The 23,716-nt window shown below is 49.7% G+C and carries 18 protein-coding genes and 1 pseudogene; all 19 read right to left on the bottom strand.

Features of this window, described 5'->3' with window-relative positions; translation table 11 throughout:
• Positions 1–294, bottom strand: a pseudogene (locus C8E00_RS02750) (Rpn family recombination-promoting nuclease/putative transposase); the annotation flags it as partial.
• A 200-nt stretch (positions 295–494) separates the two neighbouring features.
• The gene (locus C8E00_RS02745) at positions 495–1,475 is read right to left on the bottom strand and encodes an Rpn family recombination-promoting nuclease/putative transposase (protein ID WP_133694188.1); all 981 of its coding nucleotides are present in this window, start codon (positions 1,473–1,475) and stop codon (positions 495–497) included.
• A gap of 243 nt (positions 1,476–1,718) precedes the next feature.
• Entirely contained in the window at positions 1,719–2,693 is a 975-nt protein-coding gene (locus tag C8E00_RS02740) for a glycine betaine ABC transporter substrate-binding protein (RefSeq protein ID WP_208291865.1), read from the bottom strand.
• A 279-nt stretch (positions 2,694–2,972) separates the two neighbouring features.
• Positions 2,973–4,046: a glycosyltransferase gene (locus tag C8E00_RS02735; RefSeq protein WP_133694186.1), complete on the bottom strand. Its 1,074-nt coding sequence runs from the start codon at positions 4,044–4,046 to the stop codon at positions 2,973–2,975.
• A gap of 49 nt (positions 4,047–4,095) precedes the next feature.
• Positions 4,096–5,202: a glycosyltransferase family 2 protein gene (locus tag C8E00_RS02730; protein WP_133694184.1), complete on the bottom strand. Its 1,107-nt coding sequence runs from the start codon at positions 5,200–5,202 to the stop codon at positions 4,096–4,098.
• 287 nt (positions 5,203–5,489) lie between these two features.
• Positions 5,490–6,311, bottom strand: a complete 822-nt coding sequence (locus C8E00_RS02725) for a sulfotransferase family 2 domain-containing protein (protein ID WP_133694183.1) — start codon at positions 6,309–6,311, stop codon at positions 5,490–5,492.
• 36 nt (positions 6,312–6,347) lie between these two features.
• Positions 6,348–7,226 carry a hypothetical protein gene (locus C8E00_RS02720; protein ID WP_208291864.1) on the bottom strand — a complete coding sequence of 293 codons (879 nt, stop codon included), beginning with the start codon at positions 7,224–7,226 and terminating at the stop codon, positions 6,348–6,350.
• Positions 7,227–7,413: 187 nt separating this feature from the next.
• Entirely contained in the window at positions 7,414–8,565 is a 1,152-nt protein-coding gene (locus C8E00_RS02715) for a glycosyltransferase (RefSeq protein ID WP_243833087.1), read from the bottom strand.
• Positions 8,565–9,920, bottom strand: coding sequence for an O-antigen ligase family protein (locus tag C8E00_RS02710; RefSeq protein ID WP_133694180.1), 1,356 nt, complete (start codon positions 9,918–9,920; stop codon positions 8,565–8,567). The genes C8E00_RS02715 and C8E00_RS02710 overlap by 1 nt, the downstream gene beginning before the upstream one ends.
• A gap of 150 nt (positions 9,921–10,070) precedes the next feature.
• Positions 10,071–11,459 carry an undecaprenyl-phosphate glucose phosphotransferase gene (locus tag C8E00_RS02705; protein ID WP_133694179.1) on the bottom strand — a complete coding sequence of 463 codons (1,389 nt, stop codon included), beginning with the start codon at positions 11,457–11,459 and terminating at the stop codon, positions 10,071–10,073.
• A 78-nt stretch (positions 11,460–11,537) separates the two neighbouring features.
• Positions 11,538–12,671, bottom strand: coding sequence for a glycosyltransferase family 4 protein (locus C8E00_RS02700; RefSeq protein WP_133694178.1), 1,134 nt, complete (start codon positions 12,669–12,671; stop codon positions 11,538–11,540).
• Between the two features lie 92 nt (positions 12,672–12,763).
• Positions 12,764–13,969, bottom strand: a complete 1,206-nt coding sequence (locus C8E00_RS02695; protein WP_166638221.1) for a glycosyltransferase family 4 protein — start codon at positions 13,967–13,969, stop codon at positions 12,764–12,766.
• A gap of 20 nt (positions 13,970–13,989) precedes the next feature.
• Positions 13,990–15,708 (bottom strand): hypothetical protein, encoded by a 1,719-nt coding sequence (locus tag C8E00_RS02690; RefSeq protein WP_133694177.1) that lies wholly within the window; start codon positions 15,706–15,708, stop codon positions 13,990–13,992.
• 20 nt (positions 15,709–15,728) lie between these two features.
• Positions 15,729–16,871, bottom strand: coding sequence for a glycosyltransferase family protein (locus C8E00_RS02685; RefSeq protein WP_133694176.1), 1,143 nt, complete (start codon positions 16,869–16,871; stop codon positions 15,729–15,731).
• A 21-nt stretch (positions 16,872–16,892) separates the two neighbouring features.
• Positions 16,893–18,152, bottom strand: coding sequence for a hypothetical protein (locus C8E00_RS02680; RefSeq protein WP_133694174.1), 1,260 nt, complete (start codon positions 18,150–18,152; stop codon positions 16,893–16,895).
• Positions 18,149–19,738 carry a hypothetical protein gene (locus C8E00_RS02675; protein ID WP_133694172.1) on the bottom strand — a complete coding sequence of 530 codons (1,590 nt, stop codon included), beginning with the start codon at positions 19,736–19,738 and terminating at the stop codon, positions 18,149–18,151. The genes C8E00_RS02680 and C8E00_RS02675 overlap by 4 nt, the downstream gene beginning before the upstream one ends.
• The gene (locus C8E00_RS02670; RefSeq protein ID WP_133694170.1) at positions 19,719–22,040 is read right to left on the bottom strand and encodes a glycosyltransferase family 9 protein; all 2,322 of its coding nucleotides are present in this window, start codon (positions 22,038–22,040) and stop codon (positions 19,719–19,721) included. Before C8E00_RS02670 ends, C8E00_RS02675 begins: the two co-directional genes overlap by 20 nt.
• An 81-nt stretch (positions 22,041–22,121) precedes the next feature.
• The gene (gene pseI, locus C8E00_RS02665; protein WP_133694167.1) at positions 22,122–23,174 is read right to left on the bottom strand and encodes a pseudaminic acid synthase; all 1,053 of its coding nucleotides are present in this window, start codon (positions 23,172–23,174) and stop codon (positions 22,122–22,124) included.
• The gene (pseH, locus tag C8E00_RS02660; protein WP_133694164.1) at positions 23,171–23,701 is read right to left on the bottom strand and encodes a UDP-4-amino-4,6-dideoxy-N-acetyl-beta-L-altrosamine N-acetyltransferase; all 531 of its coding nucleotides are present in this window, start codon (positions 23,699–23,701) and stop codon (positions 23,171–23,173) included. The genes pseI and pseH overlap by 4 nt, the downstream gene beginning before the upstream one ends.
• Between the last annotated feature and the right edge of the window lie 15 nt (positions 23,702–23,716).

Raw genomic sequence — 23,716 nt, 5'->3', positions numbered from 1 at the left:
CTCGCCTTCTTGACGACCTTCCTGGCGGCCTTTTTCTTCCCACCGTTCAGGCCATTGCTTGATGCGTTCTGCCAGCATGTCGTGTACCTCGTGTAGATCCTGCAACTCATTGAACTCGGGCAGTTCCATCCCCGGCGCCCGGTTGGGCAGCAGTACGCGGCGTATCCACACCACGAAGGCCCGTCGTAGCCCGGTTTGCTCGGGCGCCTTGAGCCACTCGACCAGCGTGCCCAGCACCTCCAGCATGTCTTGCTCGTCGCGATTGTGCTCCAATCGAAAGAGCGCAGCAGCCACGTTGCGCATATGATCCGACCACTCAGGGTCGCTGATGACCGCCCCTTCGTCGCCAGATGACGTCGTCCTCGCGATCCCGCAGGTCTACCGCCGCTTGAAGACGTAATCATTGGTGGGGTCGAGTAATGCGGGATGCCTTGCGGAGTGCTCTTGTCAGAGGGACTTCAGTCATGATTGTGTTAACGCAAGCCGTCGCGCGATCACTGCGTGTCTTCTTCGCGCAGCCCTTCCACATCGGCCACCGTCAGCCCCGTGGCCTCGGCGATCTGTTCATCACTGAGTACACCCAGCTTGATCAGGTTGCGGGCAGTCTTCTCGATACCCCGTTGCTCGCCTTCCTGACGCCCTTCCTGACGCCCTTCTTGACGACCTTCCTGGCGGCCTTTTTCTTCCCACCGTTCAGGCCATTGCTTGATGCGTTCTGCCAGCATGTCGTGTACCTCGTGTAGATCCTGCAGCTCATTGAACTCGGGCAGTTCCATCCCCGGCGCCCGGTTGGGCAGCAGTACGCGGCGTATCCACACCACGAAGGCCCGTCGTAGCCCGGTTTGCTCGGGCGCCTTGAGCCACTCGACCAGCGTGCCCAGCACCTCCAGCATGTCTTGCTCGTCGCGATTGTGCTCCAATCGAAAGAGCGCAGCAGCCACGTTGCGCATATGATCCGACCACTCAGGGTCGCTGATGACCGCCCCTTCGTCGAGAAGCAGATAGGCCAAGTCCGGCCGATAGCGTTCGAGCCCTCCGGGTACTTGTTCGACCAGGTCCGCCACGTTTTGTGCCGCCGTCCAGCGCTTCTCCCCATTATAGAGCACAATCGGCAATACCGGCGGTAGCTTGCCGTTGGGGGTAAAGGCCTCCTGACGAATCAAGTCCTGATAGAGCAGCCCCAGGTAGGTCATGACTCGCACGGCCATGAATCTATCGACGCTCGACTGGAACTCGAGCAGCAAATAAACATAGAGCCAGTCGTCGCCCCAGCGCACTCGCCAGATGACGTCGTCCTCGCGATCTCGCAGATCTTCGGTGATATAAGAGCCGCTGACCTTCTCCAGTGTCGAGAAGTCGAGTCGTTTCACCCAGGCTTCCTTGACGAACCCGGTCAATAGATCTCTCACCATCTCGGGGTGTGAGAACAGCAACTTATAGCTGTGGTCGTGAGGGTGGTGGGGTTGACTCGCCATGCGTGCTCCTGTCTCGATCTTGGAAGCTTACCGCGTTGCGGGCATCTGGGACAGGGACTATCGCGAATAAATTCGATCCTACTAATATCTTCTCACAACCCGTGTGGGCGCCATGCCTCGGCCGCGTTGACCAATGGCCGGTGAATGTGACTAGTGCCGCAACGCCCTCTCGTGACGCCAGGGCGCTGCGGCGGGCTTTATGCGGCGTTCCTCTAGAGAACGAACTTCAGGAGAGAACAGGCTTCAGGGCGCGGGCTTCGCCAGGTCGCGGATCTTTTCCAGATCGTAGCGCTGCGCAGTCTCGGCGGTGACCACGAAGCCGTTCTTGTCTTGCGCAGGGGCTGGCTCGAAGCCCACCAGGTCGTGTTCGGGCAGCAATGCCGACAGGGGTTGTCCGCTCGTGTCGGCGAGCGTGTTCAGCCAGCCGCCCAGACTGCCGGTGTATTCCGGGAACAGGTCGATCTCACCACTTTTGAGCAGGGGCAGATAGGTGGCACGATTGCCGATTTCCCGCCGATGCCGGGTGGGATATCCCGCCTGGTCGAGCGCCTGGTGGTACATTTCCGCCAGGATGATGCTCTCGGCGAAGTTACCGGAGCCAACCACGATGGTGGGGCCCTCCTTGTTCGGCGCACTCTCCGAAGGCGCAGGCGCTCCGTGTTCCTTGAGCCACTCCCGAGCGATGGTCTCTGCCTCTACCCCGTCGAGCGCGAAGCGCCGATTCATCTCGGCCAGCTCCGGGGTCGTCAGGTCTGCACTGAGCGGATTGAGCACCTTACCGAGCTCGGGATAGGCGTCGGCGATGGACTGGTGGGCCACCGGAATGATGTTTTCCGCCGGCTGGGCGTGACGGTCATCCTCCAGCAGGACGAAGCGGTCAGTGGCAAGATACCCATTGGTGGTAAAGAGCACGCCGATCTGGATGTCTCCGTTCAGGAGCGCCTCTCGCGTGCGCGGGCCACCGGGGTCGGTGACCACGAAATCGGCGAAGCGCAGGCCGTACTCTTCCTCGAGCGCGGGCAGGCAGTACGGCTCATGCGGACACTCCTTGCCGGAACCGAACACGAACTGGTTGGCGATGGTTTCCGTCCCGCGCTTGCTGGCCGACGCTTCCTGCTTGGCCTCACTGGCCGACACGGAAGGCGTCGCCAGAAGCAAAGTAGCCAGAGCCGTGCTGAACATCAGGGCGCTGCGCCCGATCAGTCGCTGGTTGCTCAATTCGGTCACCCCATCATATTGAAGTTGTAAGTCAGATTCTTAGGCGTTGTCGAGGCGCCGAGCCCCATCGCCGGTATCGACATTCGACACGAAATGAACATCCACCCTATACAGCTATCGCTGTCGTTACAAAATTCTGCGGGCGAACATTGCCGATACGTCTCGCCGCCCTATACCACACGCGCGCCAAGGCCCACCGTAACGGTCATGCTACGGCCAAAAACGAAAACGACCCCAAAAGGGGCCGTTCAAGCGCATGTGACGGTAGCCGGGTCAGCGTCAGCCCGCGAGCGTCTCATAGCAGTGCGCGATCACATCAGGCGAAAAACGTTCATAATGTTCGGGCCTTATCACCGGCGGCGCTTCCAGCACCTCTCGCAGCTTACGCGCCAGTGCCGCCTCGTCGTTCGTCTCGACCAGACAGGACGCCAGCTCCCCCGTCAGAATATCCCGCGGCCCCGAGGGGCAATCGGTACTCACCACCGGCGTGCCGCAGATCAGCGACTCTGCGATGACACGACCGAAGCCCTCGTAGTCAGAGGCCAATACCAAAAGATCGGCATGATGAATATAAGGATATGGGTTCGCCTTTTGGCCAAGAAAAACGACGTTTTCATCTAGCTCGAGATCGTGAACGAGCGCCTTGGCCTTCTCTATTTCACCATCACCAACGAATACAAGCTTGCGTGCGATCCCGCTTTTCTTGTAAGCCCGAAGAAGACGATCATAGCGCTTTTGACGCAGCCCCAGGCGCCCCACAGCCACAATGTAATCCTTCACTTCAACATCCTGACGCATGCGTTCACGTACAAAATCTGCATCTATGATATTGTGGATCACCTTGGCGTTCTGAGGAACACACCCGTAGCGGGATATCGATTCCAATATGCCGTGTGAAATGGCCAGCACGCGTCGCCCACCATATATCTTTTTAATCTTATGCTTTATTTTAAAATTCGAAACACGCTTGCTAAGCAGCATTTGAACCGGATCGGTCCGAGCGCATAACCACGCCCTATCGGCCAGAGAAGAGTGGATCACGACCTGATGCGTATAATAAAGGTTGGCAATAACGACATCGTAATCATCACCAGTCTCTTCGAGCCAATTATCTATCTCTTTCGCGTGACGTCGAAACCGCCAGAATTTTTGCCAGATATTTTCGTACTCTAACGGGAGCTTTTTAACAATCACGCCTTCGGGAATTTCACGCCACACCTTATCGCTGAGCACGGCAATGGTGACGTCATGCCCGCGCCCTGCCAGCGCTTCCGCCAAATTTAAAATTGAGATCGGAGCGCCACCTCCACCCAAATGGTCGGAGACAAATAAAAAAGATCTTTCACCAGCCACTGTAAATTCCTTTTTTCAGTGCCTGTGTGAGCGCTATCCTGGCGCCACTTTAGCTCACAGGCATCATTCGTATATGACTTTCGTCTTTCATCAGCCCATCCGTCGTAACTTCCTTCAACTTGTTCAGGCCAGGCTGCCAATTTGTCGTAATACCGAGAAAATGCAAAAAGTACGACTCGGTATCGACCAGGGCGTCCGGTTTGTTGCGCTTCAAGCGGCTCGCCAGGAGGTAATTCTTCTTCACCCAGGTGTTGTGCGGTGAAATCAAGAAATTGGCATCCGCGTCACAGACAAACTTTCGCGCCGTTTTTTTCCTCTCCGGATAACGATACCTGAAATCGCGGAACGAGTAATCACGCTTGCCGGGACTCACGTAAGGCACGTTGTGGCTTTCAAAGTAGACGACCTTATGACGGGAGACCACCTGCATGATGCGGTCGTGGTCGGCAACCAGGAGCTCGTCTATGTCGAAATTGAACAGCACCCCGCCCTTGGCAAAGCGTTTCAGGCAATGATTCAGGGCGACAGGCTGGGCAAACGAACTAAAGCGCTTGGCCGTTGGGCCGAAGGGAAAATTCCATCTGACGATATTCGCCTTCGCGCCTACCCTCGCCTCGAGCGCTTCCAGGTTGTCGCTTCCATTGTCGTAAATGAAAACATCGTCGATGCCGTAATTTGCCTTGTAAAAATCGATCCATTCATCGACCCACTCAACGGCATTGTTCTTGGATATCGCGGTCAGCACCTTACGCCCCGGCGCCGCCGAACTCCACGATGAACCTCTCGACGGATCTCTCAACAACGTCATCTCGTGCGTCGCATCCGAAAACTCCAGCACCACCTCATAACGTTCGGCATGCGGCACCCGCGCCTTCAACAGCGACACCTTGTGCTCCGGATAGTCAACGAAAGAAAATTTCCGCTGGCGCCCGTTCACCCAGACCTTCATGCCCTCGACGTAAGGCTTCACGTTTAGCGCGGGAGGACCGATTCCCACCAACTCATTCACGTCAGGGTCAATGAATACATCATAAAATATGAACTTATCATCGAAACTTTGTAACTGCTCTTCGCTGATAACCCCATCTTTCGGATGAGGCTGTCGCCGTAAAGCGACATTATTGGGTATTGAAACGGGATTAACTTTGTATTTCATGTCTATCTCGGGGAGACATGTGAATTTAAGAAAAGCCCAATAGCCAAATACAAAGGGTTTTCTATCTATACATCACTACAAACCCAAAGTAGCACAAAAGGCCAATCGCGAAGAAGAGTTTACAAGAAATTTCTGCGCAGGTGTCGTATCTCGTATGATCGCCCACCATTTGGCAATTAACGCTTATCGTCTATCCAGCCACTCGAGACGTAGCAGCCAGTACTTGTAAAACAACACAAAAAACCTCTCTCTAAAAAACGCCTTCTCCTTCCCATTCTAACTTTTTCTCAATACCCAAAAAAGCGAACCTCACCCGCATAAATAGATCTAACTCTCTGAATATCATCTTCGTCGTACCAACTACTAATTTCGCCTTTGTCTTTCTGTGCTTTTTTCTCTTTCATTAATCTTTCTTGGCAAGGAATACCAAGATGCTGACAGACAAAGCCAAAATCTTCTTCTAGATTTTCGTACTTGCCGATATAATCAACAATCGGCTCATCATTATGAGTGAACAACGACCAATTGCTTTTAAAGCCATGAGGCACGATTTCTGGGTCATCCACCTCCCCCAGCATCGCTTTCAAGAAATGGCTAAAGGAAACATCTCGTTCCAAGCCCCGAGTTTGATAAAAATATTCCGATAAAGCCTGATCGAATGGATTTCTCACAAAACAAAATTTGTAGTAATTATTCCACTCATAAGGAAAATAGCGCCTCACAGCCTCAGCCGGAGAATGCACAGGATTTCTAAAAAGTGTTTTTTTATATTTTGCCTTAACCGCAGTATTTACAAGGTTGCGATAGCGGTGCGTATTACCATGAAGAATTTTTTCAAAAAGGACCTTCCGTGTAACATTTAGCGCCCTAGGATGACACAAGGCCCTTTTAGCTTGCCCATTCAATGCATGCCCATTATTTAAAATCTCATCTAAACTTCCTATTACAATATCCTTATCCCCTAAATATGGCCATAGCGTATTCTTAATGGAACTTCCGGCCACTTTACGACAATGTATAAATATGCACTTATACTTATGACTGATTATCAAAACAACCTCTAAGGCAGTACCAACTAAATTAGGGCAATGGGGGAATAAAAACGCCATGTGAATTCTTGAAGAATGCCATACAGCATTTTGCCTTCACGATTCTCTAGGGTCGAGTGGCCCAGGGTTTATTTCCGGTGCGCAGGTAAGCAATGCGTCGCATACGCGCTCTAGCGCCTGCTTGCCTCGCACATCCTCGGTCACCCTTGCCCACCATCCCCTGTGAACGGCTTTCACCATGACCGGTACGCTCGGCAAGCCTAGATGCTGGGCCATGGCCAGGCGATGCAGGCCGCGGTTGATCTTGAGGAGCCGCCCTTCACGGGTAATGGCGACACCCAGCATATCCTTGCCACGCGTTGAATCGAAGCCTCGAACCGCCATGTCATCCATGAAACTCAGGTAGACGCGCAGAAACGTCAGTATACGGGCCTCGCTATCCAGCAAGATGCCTTGCTGATGCGATGACCAGGGCTTGCCGGCCCTCAGGCGGGCCATGTACTTGGCGAACGCCTCCGACTGCGCGAGGTCGCCGCGATGGGCGTCGATATCCGCGATGAAGCGCGCGCGGGAGCTGATGCGTAAATCGCCGCGTCGCAGGTCCCACTCGCCATCCCAAATGAACGCCGAGGATGTCGGCCGGTACTTATGGGGCCAGCCTTGCCAGTGCGTGGCTCGAATCAAGTCGTTCGGGTTCACGTGCAAAATCAGCTTGTCACCGAGCGTTAATTCCACTGCACGGCGCGGCAAGCCAATACGCTCTACCCAGGCAGCGCCCGGTAATTCATGCTGCCAGAGGCCAAGCAACCCCAGCTCCACCGGTACGCCCAGGGATTGAGCGCCCTCTCGCACCACTTTGGACACACGGGCCCGCTGCACGGGCCAGTACATGCGCGGGTCTTCCAGAGGCGCGAAGGCAGGATCGCCGGCGGGGGGCGTCGGCAGCCGTCGTTGGGTGGGTAACAAGAAGCGCATCACCAGCACCCTTGCGTGCTACTGGCGCTGTCGGGCCAATTCTCTCCGCGCGGCCCTAACGCTTGATATGAGCCATCTTCCATACGTACGTCTCGTTATCGTCATGCTTTATCAATAGTTAGCATGATATCAATCATGGCGCACGAAGCGTAGTACGAAAGTCTTATATGGCTATGGCAAAGAATGGCTAGCGCGCGTCAGGCTTCTGCATGAAGCGCGCCGCGACCGTCTCGGGCTTGAAGTCATCCAGCCACGACTCCTGCACCGGCGGTGGCTCACCCTCCAACGCGGCTTGCAACCCGCAGGCCAGGCTCGCTTCGTCATGGGCGACGACACTGCCCTCGAGCCCGCCCTTGAGAATGCTGCGAATGCCACCGGGGCAATCCACGCTCAGCACCGGCGTGCCGCAGGCCAGCGCCTCGAACAACACGATGCCCATGCCCTCGAAGCGCGAGCTGAGCACGAACAGCCGCGCGTGATGCATCCACGGGTACGGGTTCTGTCGCTGCCCGGCGAAGATCACCCGCTCGGCGATGCCCAGCTCCCCCGCCAGTGTCTCGAGATGACCGCGCTCCCGGCCGTCTCCAACCAATACCAGCGGCAAGGTCACGCCCGAGCGCGCATAGGCGCGCAGCAACAAGGCATGATCCTTGGCGGGCACCAGACGCGCCACGTTGACGATATACGGCTCGGCGGGAATATCCGGCTCAGGCGCTTGCATGGCCTCGCGTATCGCCGGAATCGGGCATGGATTGGGGATGACCCGCAGGCTGGCAGGCGCGAACCGCCAATCGGACATCGCCTCCCTGACGCTTTCCGCCACGCCCTCGGAGACCGCCACCAGCTCTCGCCCCTGATACAGGCAACGCGCGAACAGCCGCCGACGCCAGCATTGCCCCCTGACATGGAAGATGTTTTCCAGCACGTAACAGGCGCGCTCATCGCGAAACGTCCATACGAGCTCGAAGGTGCCGATGCCCCGAAAGACGATGCGATCTACCCGGCCGTAGCGACGCTCGAAGCGCTTGAGCCACAGGCGAAACACCACGCCGCCCATCAGCCCCGTGCCCAAAAACAGCGCGCGCTTGAGAAGGGGGTTCAGCAACCAGCGCGCCATTAACTCCGCGAACAACCCGACGACGGTCAGCCGGGTCCAACGACTCAGCGCCAACTGATGCTGCTGAACGCCATGATGGGACGAGACCAACGGATCGGACACACGCCTGAGTGCCACCAGGTGGCTCTCATGCCCTGCCTCGGCAAAGGCATCCGCCAAATTGACGGCGACACGCTCCATGCCCCCCATCTTGAGGGAACGCACGACCACCAAGGTGCGCATCACGGACTCCGCCGCGTTGGCCAGGCGAATACGCGCCGGCCGCTTTCCAGTTGCCAGCGCCAGATATGCGTGACCAGCCCCCCCACGATGAGGTTATGCATGTACACCCCCGTCCAGAACGAGTTATAGGATTCGAACTGATTGACAATCATCCAGTACACGAAGAACGCCGCTCCGAACAGCGCCATGTCGTTGGGCATGACACCCGCGCGCCACGCCAGCCAGGTGCCCCGGCCGATCCACAACGCCAGCGCCGCGATGACACCCAGCCCCAGCACGCCATACGCCACCCAGACTTCCAGGAAGAAGTTATGCAGGTGACCGAAGCGCTCTTTGATATTGTCCGGTAGCCAAGCGGTATGGTCGATCACCAGGCTACGCCCTTCGCCGCCCCAACCGACCAGCGGGCGCTCGGCGATCCACTCGCCCGCAGCTACCCAGGTATGAATGCGGATGCCCACGCTGCTATAGGGGACGTTTTGCAGGTCGCCCTGCAGCACCTCGACCACCACGCCGGATTCCGTCTCCAAACGCTCGCTCAGCGTGCCCCCGAAGAACACGCCGCCCAGCACGACGAGCACCAGCCCCACGCCGACGCCGCCCAGTATGGGGCGCAGCATACGCTGGCCCATGCCACGCGAGCGCGCCCACAGCAGCACGATCAACACGGCCACCGGAAGAGAAACGGCCAGCGCCAGCCACACCGCGCGGGTCTGCCCGATGGCAATGCCGACCACGCAAATGCCCAGCGCCAGCACCCAGGCCACGCAGCGCCAGGGTATACAGCGTGCGTCATGTGTCATGATGCGGCGAGCGAAGATCACAAGCCCCAGCAAGGCGACCCCGAACAGCATCGAGCCGTGCTGTTTATTGCGGATGCCGAAGCCGGTGCGCACGCCCTCCAGGCCTTCACGCCACTCATCCAGCCCACCGGCCACGAAGGAGGCGACGAGGTATCCCAGTACCGCCAATCCCCACACCAGCATGGTGTTGCGGGTACTGCCTCCCAGCCACCAGGCCACAGCGATGAAAATGAACAACTTCGCGAGCCGGTCGACTTCCGGATTGCTCGACACCCACTCGGGATGGTGAAAATACCCCAGCACCCACGACAGCACCTGCACGGCGACGGACAACAGCAACAACCACAAGGGCCCGGAACCGCGTATTTCCCGGCCCCAGGTCAACACGGCGATCAATCCCAATAACGCCATGGCAGTCCCCGCCGGGCTGCCAACGGCCGGCCACAGCACGCGCAACAGGCCATACACCAGCAGCGTCGCGACGCCCACGATCACAAGCACACCGGGAGACCGCCCGATACCGCTAGGCTCCCACAAGCGAGAACGCAGCATTCCACCCCCAAAAACAGCCGATCAGGCCGCGCGGCGCACCATGCAACGACATGGCCATACCGTACGGCGCTTCCATGAAAAGGCCGCTGATACCATCAGCGGCCCGTGAATATACCAATGTGCCCGTCAGCCTGCATGTCACACGATGCGTCAATACGCATTCTTGTGCATGAAACCGTGCAGGATCGTCAAACCGATGATGCGTAGATCGAGCCACAGCGACCAGTTGTCGATGTACCACAAGTCATGCTCGACCCGCTTTTCCATTTTCTCGATGGTGTCTGTCTCCCCACGAAGACCATTCACTTGCGCCCAACCGGTGATGCCCGGCTTGACCTTGTGGCGTTTCATGTACGACTCGACCAGTTCCTTGTAGTGGTCGTTGTGCTTCAGGGCGTGCGGCCGAGGCCCGACGATCGACATCCGCCCTTGCAGCACGTTATAGAACTGCGGCAGTTCATCGAGCGAGGTACGCCGCAGGAACGCCCCGAAGGGCGTCACCCGCGGGTCGCCCCGTTGCGCCTGGGTGATCTGGCCGGAAGGCTCGTCGTGCACTTCCATCGAACGGAACTTGTAAACCTTGAAGTGCTGCCCGTTCACACCGGTGCGGTACTGCTTGAACACGATCGGCCCGCGCGATTCACACTTCAGAACAAGCGCGATGACGGCCCCGATGGGCAGGGAGATCAGCAAGAACAGCGTACCAAGCACCACATCCTCGACGCGCTTGAGAAAGCGCGTCGTTTCCGTCATGGGTGTGACACTCAAGTCGATGGAGAAGCGCCCCGCCACCTCGCTGATGCGATGGTTGAGCAGCTTCAGGTCCTGAAATTCCGGCAGGAAACGCACTTCGGCGGTCTGGTGGCGCAAGGCGAACATGATGTCTCGCACGGTGCCGCCCATCTCCAGCGGCAGGCACAGCCACACTTCACGCGCATCGGAAGCCTCCACGCGGCGCGCCAGGGCTTCGAGAAAGGCCTCATCCGGCATCGCGTTCACGCGCTGCACGCCGGCAATGGCAAACCCTTCGCCCGGCGACCGGCGCATGCCGTGGGCGACATTGAGCAAATTCTCCTGCGGCCCGACGAGAAAAACGCCACGCAGGTTCTTGCCCAGCGCCCGCGCCCGTTTCAGTGACAGCATCACCAGGACCCGAAAGCCCGCCGCCATGACGAACGAGAATAGCAGGGTCATCCCCAACCACAGGCGCGAATAGCGGACGGACGCCTCGGCCAGATAGATGATCGAGGTCGCCAACAGCGCGACGATTGCCCAGATGCAAAGCAGGCGGAACAGAATGTTGGAAAGACGGGTGGTACGCCAGCGCACATAGGCGCCATCGATGAAATTCGCCATCACCACGAAGATGGCGATGATCGCCATGCCCAGCAGAAAGCGGTCATGCACATCGACAGAGCCGAAGCGGATGCAATAGGCCAGAAAGCCGGAAAGGAGCACGGCGCCGGCATCGATCATGGGGACGAAGACCTGCGCCGGAAAACGCTCAGTAATGACCTTCTTGCGAGGTGACTTGCTCATTGAGTCAACCCAATCCAAACCGGTTTATAGGAGCCATGCGAGGACACTGAAACGAGGCCGACATTCAACCATATTCACTCAGCGAATCAACGCGAGTGCATCGTCGGCCATTTCCCTCATGATCCTGTCCCGGTGGAAACGCTCGACGAACGCTTGCCTCGGCTGCAGCGCCATCGCCAGTGTCTCGAAAGCCGCCAGTGCGGATTCAGCATCGCAGGGCTCGAACACAGCAGTGTTATTTATGTGCGCCTGGCAGAATTCAGCCGGGAAGGCTCGCACGCCCGCCCAGATCGGCTTGCCCATCGCGGCATACTCGAACAGCTTGGAAGGGATGACCCGCGAGAAACAGAACATATCATTCAGATGCAGAAACAATACGTCCGCTTGCCGGTATTGTTCGATCAGTTGATCCCGGGCAATTGGCGCGCGTATTTCGACGTTGGAAACGCCTTCGGCACTCAAGGCGGCTTCCAGCGCCTCGCGACGCCCCCCGTCTCCAATCAACAGAAAATCGACACGATTCTCGAGGCGCTTGGCCAGCGTCGGCAGGATGCGGTCGATCCCCTGGCATTGGCCAATATTGCCCGCATAGAGCACGCGCAAGCGTGAGGCTGCCGAACCGGGCGCATTCTCGACATCAGCGGTCGCCGGCTGCGGATGTTCGGCATCCTGCAAGGCCCCATCGGCAAAGAGCGGGTCTACCCCGTTGGTATGCCAGGTGAATACCTGATCGGGAAACCGCTGTTCGAAATAGCCCCTGAATCCCGGCGAGACCAGGTTGACCTTGGCCGCGTAGCGAACCGCCCAGCGTTCCAGGGCACTGAAGAAACCGATGCCCAAGCGTTGAGTCCCCCTGGGTAGCAGGAAAGGCAGGTTCTCCACGAAGATATCGCGTATATCCAGGTACAGACGCGCTGACGCACGCCCGGCCACAAAGCGCCCCAACACCCCGGTCATCAACCGCGATGACGTCGCGATCACCAGATCGTAATGCTGCCCGCGTGTCAGCCGCGCCACCTGCCATGCGTAAGCGAGGAAGGCTCTCGACTGATCCAGCATGCCGCTTTGGTGACTGGGCAAATCGACACGCCGCACGGTAAGCCGCCCCTGATCGAAGGTTTCGATCTCAGGGGCAGCGCTATCGTATTGGGCGTAACGGTTGGGCGCCGTGGATATCACTTCAAGGGCATAGCCCGTGGGCATCTGCTTCATCAACGCTTCAACCAGAGCCTGGCTACGAAATGACCCAGCGCCCAGATCAGGCGGAAAGTAAAAGCTCAGTAAGAGTATCTTACCTCTTTTCTTCACGGGCGTGACTCCCCAATGCTCCGATCTGACAATATCTTTGCATAAAAGTCTAACAAGCCTTGCTCCTGAGTTTCCCAGTTAAGAGTTTGTGCCGCCTGCACAGCGTTGGCACGATACCTTGAGCGCAACTCAGAATCGTTCACCAACTTTCTGATGGCGCAGCTCAAAGATTCAGTATCGCCAGGAGAGACTAATATTCCCAAGTCATGCTTACGCACCACCTTACCGATCTCGGGCAACCGACTTGCAATGACCGGCAAGCCGGCGATGACGTACTCGAACAACTTGTTGGAGTCAGTCGTAAAGTGATTCAAGCAGGTGTTTTCGATAGGCTGGATACCTATATCGGCAGAGGCTGTATATTTGGGAAGCTCTTCAAGCGACACCGTCGGAATAAAAAAAACACGACTCCCTAAACCCAATGATTGGGTAAGAATCTTCAGCTCATCATGAAGGCTGCCGCCTCCTACAAAAACAAAGTAGGCATCAGGTACATCCGAAGCACATTTTACTAAACGTTCAAGGCCCCGACCTGGCTGTTGCCCACCTTGGTAAATTATTATCGGGTAAGAATGTGATAAGCCCAAAACTTCCCGAATACGGTTATTTTCTCGAACAGACACTAGCCTAGGGCGGTTCTGTAATACTAGTGACCTTGGTATCTTATAAGCACGCGCAAAAAATTTCGCCCTGGCTTCGGTAGTCGTAATTGTCCCTCCAGCTTTAGGCATCAGCTTCTTCTCAATCCATGCGACAAGACGACCAATTTTCCGATAACCTTCACGGCCAGAGCTTATCTCATGAGCATCATATATAAGCTTTGACCGACAAATACATGCCGCTAACCAAGCAGTAGGCAAGACATTCACATCATGCGCATGTATAACTAATGGCCGTTGTTTTAAAAAGCTTAGCAAAACCCCCATATGTGTAAAAATGCGGCTAGCCATCAACACGAACAACTCAAAACCATTTCGGTTTACTGTATGCTTTTTTGGTTTTGAATGCCGGATGCCTTGCTGGTAACCATGTCTAACAATTACCACACCCGGCGCTACGTTTTCTACCCTAGGCGTAACACCATCAGTGTAAAGGCCATGCACATATACCTCGTAGCCAGCAGAAGCGAGAGTTTTAGCCTCATTCAGCACACGAGCATCGTTTCTAACATCATTCCAAACAAACATTGCAATGCGAGGCACAAAAGCTCCAAATAAAAAATTCAATCATCATTTAGGTGCAAAAGTATTTCAGATATCAGTGCATCAGCCTCAATATAACGACCGCGCTGCAAACGGGTTTCAAACTCTGATATTAACGCAGAAAACTTTATCTGCTCCGGCTCCACTCCCTTTGCATCTAAACGCTTCGAAGAAACATCTTTAGCACTATCAAAAAAATCAGACTCACTTAAAAACGGAATAGAAATTTTAGCGCCAATAGGCTCAACCACCCACTTAGTCCAATTAACTAGAAAGTGTTCTCCGCAAGCATTTTTCCACATCATGCCTGGCTTTATATCTGTAGTGTTTATGGCCAATGGCAAACAACGCAACTTCTCCTTCATATCATTCAACTTAAAAAGAAAACAATCTATATCTTCTTGATTGGCAAGCTTATCAAGCAAATATCTCATGTGAATTATTGACTGATTCTCTATACGTTGCCATAGCATCGGATGAGAGCGTTCGTATAAAGAGATAATGCTTGGGTCTGGTTTCGTGCTCATAAGCATCATACGAAAACTATCGGACAGCTTAATTGTCTCTTTTTTTCCACACTGCTTAAGGCCCGTAACTTCAAAAACATGGCAATGAACTCCCTCTACCAAAGAAAGCTTAACCAAAGGAACCGTTGGAAGAGAACTCTGGCTAGATAGAAGTGTTGCCTCATGCTTGGCCCATGCAGAACGGTTATTATTAAATAGCTTCATTACATATTGTAAACGCGCATCCTCAGCGGTTACATCTACGTGAAAACAAATGATATCGGGCAATCCTATATCTAGCCATTCAATCTCAGCCTTAAACGCGTCAGTATCAAGTATGTCAACTAAAACTTTCTCCACCCAAGCATCACGAGCTATAGGGTCAACCAAGTGCCAAATCCCCTTGCTCCTGGAGGCAGGTTCTTGAGAAAAGGTGTGGCCATGAAAAAAAAGCGCTCTTAACTGTGCTCTTTGCTCATATACCCCTTGTATATCTTTGGCAAAGCCTGCAAGACGCCCAAACGTCTGCCTTGTTAATAACAAGGCTACAACCGACACCAAAATACCTGATGGGGCACCAAGCAAGTGATCTAAAACAATATAAGAGAATGATAAAAGGAAGCCACAACTGCCGAGCAACTTCGAAACTGCTCCTAGGTCACTTGAGAGCTTATGATAAAAAGAGTTAGAGAAAGCAGAAACGACGCAGGACAATATTACACATAACATTACATATGCTACGATGACAATTGCAACTTCGTAATAAAGCCACGCCAGAACCAACAAACATAATGAGACAAAACCGATAGTAGCCAAATTTTGGCTGTACCGAGCATACCCCTTAGATGCGATCTCCTGTTGATTTTCAAAAATAGCTAGCTTTTTACTTCGGCCCAACAAAGTCTTACAAGCTCTATCAGACGCAAAATCAACAATTTTCCCTGTCAGAAGGTGAGCTAAGTAAAAACATACTGAAGCCAAGCTCAGTATCAATACTAAGCCATCCCGACCAAAAACCTGAAAACTGGAGGGGAAATAGCCAGGTACAGATTCACTACCTAAAAGGAGGATGACCTTCAGTGGCAGCAAAAAACCAGCTAGCATAAAAAATTGAGTAAAAATGCTAGAAACAACTGCTAGCAGCGTAAACCAAGGAACTACAAAAATAAACTTTCGACTCAGTGTCACCGACCAACGAAGAGCTCGCCCAACAGAATAAAAAGTACTCTTCATTTATTTATCCAAATGATGATTTAAACACTACACTGCGCAATCAAACTAGCAGCAGCTACGGCCCCATTCGTAATCGTGAAATCACGATGTTGGCACCCATTTTCCAATAGGCGATTCACAGCCAAGTCAAGAACATCTTGAGAATACTCAACCATGACCTCATAAGGTCCAAAATCAAGTGCTTGCCGAACTCTTTTTAACTGATCATCAGCACCAGTTTCAGCATTCGGTATAAATAGTGCTGGCAAACCAAGCGTCACCGCTTCACATACTGAGTTATAACCACCGGCAAGGACTGCAAAATCAAATGCGCGAAAATACTTACTATTAGGATAATCGACAATCACAGAATCTGCTCGCAGATCAGGCTTCGTATTTAACGCTATTGGAGATCGCCCTAAAACGACTAGTATATCTTTTGCCCTTAAGTCATCGATAATCTTCTGCTGCACATCGTCTATGCCATTAATATTTCCTGCACCCAACTGTACATAAGCACACAACTTTCCTTTTGGGATACGCAAAACATCACGGGCAAGATCACGATCTAGCAAATCGCCACTATCCAGCAAAGATATTGGATTTACATCATGAACCGAGAATATTTTATTGCCCGCCACCTCATCTACTCTTGCATCAGCTTCTTTAGCAAGCTCTCCAGGTGAAATAACCATAGAAAACTCTAAAAAAAAAGTTTTTATTCTATCTTGATTAACGCTTTCTTTATACAGCCCTCTTTTTATCCAAACGCACTTAAGCTTTGGGTAAATATTCATAACCTTTCTCAAACCGAGATAAGGTGTTGTGCCGTCGAATACAAGACATTGAGGGCGGTGTATGCTCAGCACATTGACGAGTGAGCGATAAAATAGTTTATTCCAAGTAATGGCATCTGCATCAAGCAATTTAGATGGTGGAATATGGTGACACTGAAAACCTTCCTTGTGTACCAGAGCCACCCCTATGCTAGTAGTCAAAAAAACTATTTCACAGTCTGGCTGCTCAACACGAAGTCTATGGGCGACAGCAAGTGAACGTGTTAAATGCCCAAGGCCAGCGCCATTGATAGGGAGAAACAAATATGTTTTCTTTTTTGGCTTAAAAAAAGCCCCCCTAAAAGAAGGAGTTCGGATCCAAAGATTCTTTAAAATTGAGGAAACCAAAAATCTCTCCATCAAAAAATGTCACATGTAACTTTTCATCTTAGAAATTAGCCCCGCCAAGTCTTTTCTCCAGGACTCATTCACTGAGGGACTATATTCAGAAAATCTCGACAACCAGTCTTCATCGTAAAACTCTAGTTTCCAGAACGGCTCGCTTAAATTATTGAGAGAAACTTCTGGAGCAATTTCCTCATTTACAAAGCCATAGTAATCTCTCTTAATATCATCAAGCCCAAAATATTGAAAGACCGGTACACCCGACTCTAACAATTCAATCACAACCGAAGAATTTGGAACAAGGGCTACATGCTTAAACGATGGAATAGAGTCATAAATATTAACATTTTCTAGTGTGGTTAGAAAGTCACGATCTGCCCTAGGATGAGGCTTAACGCCAACACTAGCAACTCCTCCATTTTTCTTCAGCTCATCAATGCACGCTTGAACGGCACATTGGCTAAAAACTGAGCTTAGGTATATTACAATCTGGCGGGCTTCAACATGCACGCTAAACAATTCAGAAAGGCTTTGTAACTCTTGGCAACGGGGTACGATATAGGTACTACCGGAAACCTTTCCGATATCGCTGTAAACATCCAGCGTTTTTTTGTTTCTAAGTATAGACACATCAAAGTCTAACGGTGGAAATGAACCTGAAACTTCCGCATGCTGTACATAAACCACCGGCTTTCTCCAGTACTGCATAACCATCGAAGCCACAACTGGAAAGTCTGTATGATCGTTAGCTACAACTAATACACTAGCACTAATATTTTGACGACGAGTACTTGTATAAAGATTTAAAAAAACTTTAGAATATGTTATAAGGTATTTTAAAGAAACAGGCCCAAGCTTAATCCGGAACAAATAAAAGAAACATAAAACAAACAAGTAAAGAGATAGAATATAATCGAATTTAGTTTTCTTTACCTTCTTCGTAGGGACAAATGAAAGATTTTCTTCGCGCCTATAATTATTTATAGATAGCTCATCTAGCATCAATTGTGAAAAGAAATAAAACTCGCGCTCATTATTTACTGATCCTCCACAGTATATAAATGGAGATTCAGGCATATCATACACCTTTAAGTTTTTGCTTAATAGGTGCTTACCAAGCTCTTTAATAGAAAGGGAAAAACCAGTCAGGTTAGGTGCAGCAAAAGCATAACGCTCCACAACCGCAGTTGTATTATAAATCTCTGGTGCATCCCCATAGCGTATGATTTTAAAATTCCGTTTCAGCCCTTTTAAAAAAAACTTGGTGAAGCATAAAAAACTCATTCACTTACTCTCTTGCCATCAACTAAGGAGACGAGTGTTTGACCGATATCCAAAGCTACTGCTCCATGACTAGCAGCTTCAGCGATAAAAATTTTCCCTATAAAACCACCAGAAACTAAAAAAACGACTTTTTCTCCTGCATGAGTTCTGATTGACTCCATGTATTTTTCATATACATATGGCAAAAGTCCTTGAGTTTGACTGCCAACACTTTCGTCACGCAGCAAGCGATGAGTTGGAATTTCGACACACTGGAGTTTGGATGGCTCTGGAGCCCAAGCCTCTATCAACTTTGATTTTATTCCAGACACAACACAAACCTTATCCGCCACACTAAACAAACGATCAATAAATTCAGGATCAAAAAGAAACAGATTGCTTTGGTCCTCTACTATTTTCTTTTTATTTAGATATAAACTTGACGCTTTCATTACACAAAATATTCTTGAAATAAGGGAATTGACTGGGTACTCATCTCTCTTGGAAATATTGAAATCTTTAATCAGCCGGAGAACGGTAGGAACTCCTATTATATCAGCACTTTCAATCGACTTTATGAATTGAAGCTTAATCTTCTGCCGTAATGAATGATCAAGCTGCTCACCCCACCAATGTTTTTCTTGCCGAATTACCCCTTGCTCATCCACGTTAATATTATCAGAAAAACCATAACATTCACCATCGCCCAACCTGATGTAAGATAAAGATCTACCAGAAGCAACAGTATCGATAACGGTTTTTTGAAAAATCGCTCTTTTTTTTAGATCAAATCGCGCATCTAAAAAATTATCGCACTTTGCAATCTTTTCATATAAAGGGCTTATTTCTTTCCTATATACCTCTGAAACTTTGAAAGGTAAGGATGAGAAACTTTTTTCGAAAAATAAAAAATCATACTCTTTATCGTTATTTATTGTCGAGTTCATTAACAAAACTTTAAGTCGTGCTGGTCCTGGTAATGAAGGGAGCAGTTTTTTTTCCCATTGCTTATATATTTCTTTTTCGCCTTCCTGCTGAGCACGACGCAGTAACTTAACTTTCAGGGAGTCGGTCAGCTCAGAGTGCCGAAAGTTAATTTCTAGCAGAAAACTATCAACATTTTCAACAGGCGCTTTATTAGCTATAAGCGCTGACACCATATATATTAAATAATTAGACTTTCCAGGCCTTATTATGAGTTTTTTGTGATTAATAATTACATTCTTAACCTCACTGGTGCTAACCGAACCTTTTGACAGTAGCCCTTTAATTTCAACTTTTAGTCTTAACTCCCTGTCTGTTATATGTCCACGACCCTCGTACAAACAATTAAAGAAAGAGTGGTTATTCTCAGATGCTTTAATAAAACCTGCCCATAGCACTGCCTCAGAATAGAGAGAAGTTTCGCTTAAAAAATTAAGGGTAGCGATAGGGTCGCAAGAAAAAGACAAAGCATGATGGACTATTTCAATATGGTTGATAGTTGATTGCTCGTGGTAAGCTATTGCTTTAGACAAATTAGGAAAATAGTAAACTATAGACTTAATTACCTTAAGCTTAACACGCAATAACATGCTTCTTATAAAATTACTCGGCTGCCTTTTCATTAACATTACCCTCAGTTTTTATCTTAAGCAGCCTTTTAACTTCTTCAAAGACTTGTTGGACACACACATCACGGGGATTAGAAAAATCCATCCATGGAGGAGCAATGACAGAAGAGTTTAGCGTTAGCCTGTCATATGAGTCAGTACCGCCTGCCGTACGCAGATAATAGTTTTCCGGGGAAAACCCTAACATCCATGTTTCAACACCTAAGGCAGCTCCTAATTCTATAGGCACAGAGCTTACTCCAATAAGCAGATCTAAGCCCTTAAGGTAGCCAGCTAGGCCTTCAAAATCATTGAACATATCCACATCGTTAATTAAATTTATACTTTTTTTACGACAGTATTCAATTTCATCATCATCTATAGAGTGCTGGATCGACCAAACTTCTATCCCAGAAATATTTAAAAGTGGTGCAAAGTCTTCAATATCGAGGTACATTATTTTCCTTGCACCAGATCGAATATGGCTTCTCCAAAGAATACCGATTTTTAGACTTTCGCCCACATAAATATGTTCTTTGTCTTTCGGAACATCTAAATATGCTCCAGGGTCCGGCCTATCCAAATCGCCAAGCATATAATTAAAAAAAACATTTTGCCCAAAAGTTATAGTATCGCTATTGTTCATCAGGTCTCGACAGTCTTCAGTTAAATAATTAGCAATTTTTTCACCAAAACCATCAAGGCGCACGCCATCAATAGAGCATGAATTCTCCAACATTTTTCTTATCCTTGACACAGGTATAAAATCTATATTAGGAAAAGAATTTTTAAAGATTCCCACCAGCCTTGGGTCACATGTGATTGTCACTTTTCTATAAAAGCTAGACAGCCTGCCATAGAATTGAGAAGTTCTAATTTCATCACCAACCCCTTCATCGGCAATTAAAAAAATATTATCATCAGAATTTTTATTTAATCTTTCGTAATTAAGGAAGCGCTCTCCATAATGACTTTTAAGCGAAAGCCAATGCTTCGAATGGCTTTTAGAGTATAGGCCTTTTATATAGCAACCTGACATTAGCAAGCTAACAGCTAATTCATTTCCAAAATATTGCGCTCCAACCCTACCTGATCCAAGTGTTCCATAACCTATTTTATCCCTAAGATTTACAATATCATTTATAGGTCTACCAACACGAGGCAATGCAAATCTAATCGCTGTTGCCACCGACGTATTTGCAGGATCTTCAGTTATGACCCTTTGGAAACAATCCCTTGCAGTAAAGTAGTCATCATTATTAAAAGCAATAAAGCCCATAGCAATAAAAATCGGCTGGGACTTATCTACACAATTAACCTTGTGAGAAAATGAAATTATATCGTCATACTTTTCCAGCTTCACTAGAAATCTAAGAAAACGGTCTTTATTTGCTTCACTTAAAATTAAAAAGTTGTTTTCTAAGTAGCCAAAAACTTCTTTGTACTTATCATCTATATCTTTGTGGAGGCTACGACCAGAAAAAAGACTCGGAAGATAGGCAATACTGTTTTCGTTGACATCAAAGAAAAACTCTATTTTTTCTTCTTGAACAACATACTCAGGAAGATATGAGACAAAAAACTTCAACCTACGCTGATCTATACCTCCACTCTGGTTGTAAAGATCAATAAGCCGATCCCTAACAAAACCGTGGTGACCGAATGACTTCATCGCTGGAATAAATTTATCCAATAACTCCCAGTCATATATATCTACGCCTTCACTTTCTAAAAACAACTTCGGATCTGCAGAATTGCACTCATTTTCTTTTAGCACATACTCTAACCAAAGAATCGAATAATAATGTTTTTTCTCAAGGGCGCTTTCTAAGCTAATACTTTTTTTACACTCTGAAATGATATATGCTTTTTTATCAAAACTGAACCCTGAAATATTAACACGCTCTACTAGTGCTACAAATAACTTTTTATCTTTCACCCCCTCATGAAGGATGTCTCTACAAATCGCATCAAGCAATTTATCAGCAAGGACCCCGTGGACACTTGAATAATAGCATTTCAAAACGACAAGCTTTTCTTTTAAAGAAAGCGTTTCATAGTCGATCCCCAAAGCAATTTCTGAAGCTGAATGAAAGTTTCTTAAATTATAAGAATATGAGAATTTTTTATAGATCTCGAGCTGTTCTCTTTTTAGTTCTTTGTTTTTAAGATGGCTTTCTGTACTTTGATCTGATTTTTTTTGTTTTTTATCGCTAAAACCACCAATGCTTTTACTACCACTACAGCCTAGCATTATAAAGATTCTTTTTTTTAACTCTCTCGCTAGATTTTTAGGGCTTCTTGAACTATCAGGCATTAAACCAAAACCCCTGTGGTTAAAAATATTTTAAAAGATTGCACTAAAGAATTAAGACCAACTTCATTTCCAGTTACAGACTTACTTTATGACATCCCAAGACAATGGTGTTCCAAACTTTAGGTCTTTAACAACAGTACAACCTATCACTTGGCAGTAATAGCGCGGAGACAATCCAAAGCCAGGCCTCACACTCCTGACAGCATCCTCGGTGATTTGTTCCCCTGCCTTTAAATCTTTAACAAAATATAGCGAACGCCTAAACTGAATATTCCCCTTCTCACTGGATTTTCTGCCATAATTAACATCGCCAAGTGCTTTCCAGGCAGTCTTACTATCGCTGCAAAGAGCGGCGAGCTCCTTGGGCTCCAATGAAAAGCTATCGTCCGGGCCGCCACCGTTACGATCCAAAGTAAAGTGCTTCTCTATGAGGCTAGCCCCCAAAGCCACGCTTGTGATCGCCGTTGTGTTGTCGAGAGTGTGGTCGGAAAGGCCCGTTACCAATCCGAAGCGATCAATCATGTCCGGAATAGTGCGCAGGTTATAATCTTCCGCTGGTGCGGGATAGCCACTCACGCACTGAAGAATGGCAAGCTCTTGACATCCCGCACATTTTGCAGCATCGATAGCTTCCTGAATTTCTTCCGCATCGGCCATGCCGGTGGAGATGATCATCGGCTTGCCTGTATGGGCAACATATTCAATCAAGGGCAAGTCGATAGCTTCAAAGGAAGCAATTTTATATGCCGGCGCCCCAAGCTCTTCAAGTAAATCGACAGCAGTGGTATCAAATGGCGAGCTAAAAATGGTTATACCAAGCTTTTTAGCATGCTCAAAAAGAGGTTTATGCCATTCCCAAGGCATATGGGCTTCTTCATAAAGCTCATACAGGGTTCGGCCGTCCCATAGCCCCCCCTTGATTTTAAAATCATCGCTATCGGAATTAAGGGTAATCGTATCCGGTCGATAGGTTTGCAGTTTGATGGCATCCGCACCAGCTTTGTGAGCTTCTTCAATAATTTCAATTGCGGTTTCAAGTTTGCCGTTATGGTTCGCTGACAATTCAGCGATGATATAAGGTGGTTGGTCCGAAGCAATGCGACGGCCAGCAATTTCAATGTACGGTAGAGTCATTTATTAGCATCCTCTTTTATCTTTGAGCAATCGGTGACAAGCAAACCGAAACCTATAACGTCATGATAGGCGTCACCATCAAAATGATGGTCGCGTAAGGTGGCTTCATGGGCAAAGCCCAAGCGTTCATGGAAGCGAATAGACCGCATATTATATGCTATAGCCTCGCCACATACTTTATGCACGCCTAGGTTTTCGAACGCGTACTCCAAGGCTATTAGGCCCAGTTTCCGCCCACTTCCTTGAGGTGCATCTGGAGCAAGGTAGAATCCCCACTCGGCACGACGTGCTTTTGAGTCGACCACATGGAAATTAATGAACCCGGTTGGCCTACCATCTGGTTCGAATATCAAAAGGTAACGTGACTCATCATGTCGCACTCGCTCATACCAAGCAAGATGTTCCTCCGCACCGATTTCATGCTGCGTATACATGTACCGGCGCACCTCAGGGTGGTTGCGCCATTGCCGCACGAGCTCAAGATCATCTCTGCGCAACGGGCGCAACGTAAAGCTAGAGTCGGCCATAATAAACAATCTCAA

The organism is Chromohalobacter marismortui (genome assembly GCF_004364315.1).
GTDB classification, from domain to species: domain Bacteria; phylum Pseudomonadota; class Gammaproteobacteria; order Pseudomonadales; family Halomonadaceae; genus Chromohalobacter; species Chromohalobacter marismortui.
This window is presented reverse-complemented; position numbering and strand designations above follow the sequence as displayed.

Coding starts and splice junctions, on each gene's coding strand:
- C8E00_RS02745 (WP_133694188.1), bottom strand. CDS start 1,475: ATGGCGAGTCAACCCCACCACCCTCACGACCACAGCTATAAGTTGCTG.
- C8E00_RS02690 (WP_133694177.1), bottom strand. CDS start 15,708: ATGAAGAGTACTTTTTATTCTGTTGGGCGAGCTCTTCGTTGGTCGGTG.
- C8E00_RS02680 (WP_133694174.1), bottom strand. CDS start 18,152: ATGAGTTTTTTATGCTTCACCAAGTTTTTTTTAAAAGGGCTGAAACGG.
- C8E00_RS02730 (WP_133694184.1), bottom strand. CDS start 5,202: ATGAAATACAAAGTTAATCCCGTTTCAATACCCAATAATGTCGCTTTA.
- C8E00_RS02670 (WP_133694170.1), bottom strand. CDS start 22,040: ATGCCTGATAGTTCAAGAAGCCCTAAAAATCTAGCGAGAGAGTTAAAA.
- C8E00_RS02700 (WP_133694178.1), bottom strand. CDS start 12,671: ATGAAGCAGATGCCCACGGGCTATGCCCTTGAAGTGATATCCACGGCG.
- C8E00_RS02710 (WP_133694180.1), bottom strand. CDS start 9,920: ATGCTGCGTTCTCGCTTGTGGGAGCCTAGCGGTATCGGGCGGTCTCCC.
- pseH (WP_133694164.1), bottom strand. CDS start 23,701: ATGGCCGACTCTAGCTTTACGTTGCGCCCGTTGCGCAGAGATGATCTT.
- C8E00_RS02720 (WP_208291864.1), bottom strand. CDS start 7,226: ATGCGCTTCTTGTTACCCACCCAACGACGGCTGCCGACGCCCCCCGCC.
- C8E00_RS02705 (WP_133694179.1), bottom strand. CDS start 11,459: ATGAGCAAGTCACCTCGCAAGAAGGTCATTACTGAGCGTTTTCCGGCG.
- pseI (WP_133694167.1), bottom strand. CDS start 23,174: ATGACTCTACCGTACATTGAAATTGCTGGCCGTCGCATTGCTTCGGAC.
- C8E00_RS02675 (WP_133694172.1), bottom strand. CDS start 19,738: ATGAAAAGGCAGCCGAGTAATTTTATAAGAAGCATGTTATTGCGTGTT.
- C8E00_RS02715 (WP_243833087.1), bottom strand. CDS start 8,565: ATGCGCACCTTGGTGGTCGTGCGTTCCCTCAAGATGGGGGGCATGGAG.
- C8E00_RS02725 (WP_133694183.1), bottom strand. CDS start 6,311: ATGGCGTTTTTATTCCCCCATTGCCCTAATTTAGTTGGTACTGCCTTA.